General features: G+C 58.7%; 3 protein-coding genes and 1 pseudogene. 1 reads left to right on the top strand and 3 read right to left on the bottom strand.

All coding sequences use genetic code 11. The features are described from left to right. From BN3796_RS21145 to BN3796_RS02315, 3 genes and pseudogenes are all read right to left on the bottom strand, one after another. The coding region (locus BN3796_RS21145; RefSeq protein ID WP_375233932.1) for an MbeB family mobilization protein at window positions 1–57 on the bottom strand (57 nt) is incomplete at its 3' end. A gap of 4 nt (window positions 58–61) precedes the next feature. Continuing rightward, window positions 62–745 (bottom strand): annotated as a pseudogene (gene mbeA / locus BN3796_RS02320) (plasmid mobilization relaxase MbeA); the annotation flags it as partial. Beyond that, window positions 735–1,058 (bottom strand): MobC family plasmid mobilization relaxosome protein, encoded by a 324-nt coding sequence (locus BN3796_RS02315; protein ID WP_001555769.1) that lies wholly within the window; start codon window positions 1,056–1,058, stop codon window positions 735–737. The gene BN3796_RS02315 and the pseudogene mbeA, both read right to left, overlap by 11 nt. Window positions 1,059–1,696: 638 nt before the next feature. Here BN3796_RS02315 and BN3796_RS21110 point away from each other — a divergent pair. Next, window positions 1,697–1,855, top strand: coding sequence for a hypothetical protein (locus tag BN3796_RS21110; protein WP_032670878.1), 159 nt, complete (start codon window positions 1,697–1,699; stop codon window positions 1,853–1,855). The last annotated feature ends 191 nt before the right edge of the window (window positions 1,856–2,046 follow it).

The raw sequence follows: 2,046 nt of genomic DNA, 5'->3' as shown, positions 1-2,046 counted from the left end.
CTGCTGCACTTTCGATTTCTGCTCTAAGTCCTTCGCCAGCGTTAAAAGACTGTTCATAGATGGCTCCCTTCAGTCGGATGTTTCGCCCCCCGTCCGGGTCGGCAATGCTGATGCTGCTTTTTGTGGTGCGAACCACCTCAAAACCTGCGCTTTCCAGCGCCTCAGTGACGTCCTGACGCGTTTTCAGCTCCCCGGACGAGGCTAAGGCCAGTAAACCCCGCGTAATCGCCTGAGCGGCTTCCTGCTTCGTTTCCGGCAGCGCGGACGGCGTGACCAGTGCCCGCCGGTTTTCCGGCGCGTTCGGGTCGTGCAGCCCCAGACTGCCGTTCACGATGGTCTGCCAGGCATCAATGCGAGGACGGTCGGCGCGGTCATAGTATGGCTGGAGCCGTTTGCCGGTCAGCAGCTCCGTGTTCGGGATCAGGAAGTTCAGCTCCAGCCGCCCCTTGTCCCGGTGCTCAACCCACAGCACGCTGTACTGGTCTTTATCGAGTCCGGGCATCAGAACCCGCTCGAAGCTCGCCATCAGCGTTTCACGCTGCCCGGGCGGTAAGTCCTGTTCGGCAAAGGACAGCACCCCGGAGGTGTACTTTTTGGCGTAGGGCGAGGCGTCGATAAGCTCCCGGACTTCCTCCGGCTTCCCCTGAAGAACGCTGGCACCGTCGCGCTGGCGGTCTTTCCCCAGCAGATAATCAACCGGGCCGGCACCGCCTCCGCGTCCCCGGGGATGAAACTTAACGATCATCGTCAGCCCCCTTTTCCAGTACGGCATGCCGCAGCCGCTCGAGTCCGGCATCGATGGCCATCAGCGCGGCGACGACCTGCACGCGGTCGAGACCGCTACTGCCACCGGCGTTAACCTGGCGGGCAATCTGGTTGAGGTTGTTCCCCATGCCGGCAAGCTGACGAAGCAGCGCCGGCGAGATCGAGGGAAGTTTGCCGGCCCGGGCGGGCTTCTCGTCCAGGCACGTCTGCCGCATCCAGGCCGCGAGCTGTTTACCGTCGCAGCGTTCCAGCAGACGGCGGTGCTCATCTTCTGTTACCCACATCGTGAGCATTTTGCTGCGTTTGTCTGCCAATCCGGCCTCCTGATAACGCCGGGACGGGCGGGAAATCTTTTCCCGGTCGGCGCGGTGTTGGGCAAGCCGCAGGCGCGTCAGTGGCATTTAGCGGGTTTCGGGGCGCAGCCCTGAACCAGTCACGTAGCGCTAGCGGAGTGTATACTGGCTTACTATGGTGGCACGACGGGAATCGGGATGAAATAGTCAGTCATGAAAACTGTGAGATGAGGCTCAGGTGCGTAAGAGGCTGATGCCTGTCCCGGTGGATATTCCGCTTCCTCGCTCACTGACTCGCTACGCTCGGTCGTTCGGCTGCGGCGAGCGGTACGGACTCACGGATAAAGACGTGGCGGGGAAATACGTGAATGCAGGAGGGGAAGAAAGGATGCGCCGCTGCCGGTTTTCCATAGGCTCCGCCCCCCTGACAAGCATCACAGAATCTGACGCTCAAATCAGTGGTGGCGAAACCCGATGCGGCTTAAAGATACCAGGCGTTTCCCCCTGATGGCTCCCTCGTGCTCCCCCGCATTCCTGCCTTTCGGTTTACCGGTGTCATTCCGCTGTTATGGCCGCGGTTTCTCATTCCACGCCTGACACTCAGTTCCGCGAAGGCAGTTCGCTCCAGGATTGACTGTATGCACGAACCCCCCGTTCAGTCCGACTGCTGCGCCTTATCCGGTAACTATCGTCTTGAGTCCAACCCGGAAAGACACGAAAAATCGCTACTGGCAGCAGCCATTAGTAACTGGAGGTATACGAGAGACAAATTAAGAGGTCTTGAAGTATGGGCCTGAGAGAGGCTACACTGAAAGAACAGTTTTGGTTTCTGCGGTCTCGTATACCCAGTTACCTGGTTAAGCAGTTCCCCAACTGACTTAACCTTCGATCAAACCACCTCCCCAGGTGGTTTTTTCGTTTTCAGAGCAAGAGATTACGACTGTAACGACAGGATCACAAGAAGATCATTTACTCAGAGAGACTAACT

It is taken from the genome of Pseudenterobacter timonensis (assembly GCF_900021175.1).
GTDB lineage: Bacteria > Pseudomonadota > Gammaproteobacteria > Enterobacterales > Enterobacteriaceae > Enterobacter > Enterobacter timonensis.
This window is presented reverse-complemented; position numbering and strand designations above follow the sequence as displayed.

Excerpts from the sequence above, each read along its gene's own strand:
- BN3796_RS21110 (WP_032670878.1), top strand. The coding sequence starts at position 1,697 with ATGCACGAACCCCCCGTTCAGTCCGACTGCTGCGCCTTATCCGGTAAC.
- BN3796_RS02315 (WP_001555769.1), bottom strand. The coding sequence starts at position 1,058 with ATGCTCACGATGTGGGTAACAGAAGATGAGCACCGCCGTCTGCTGGAA.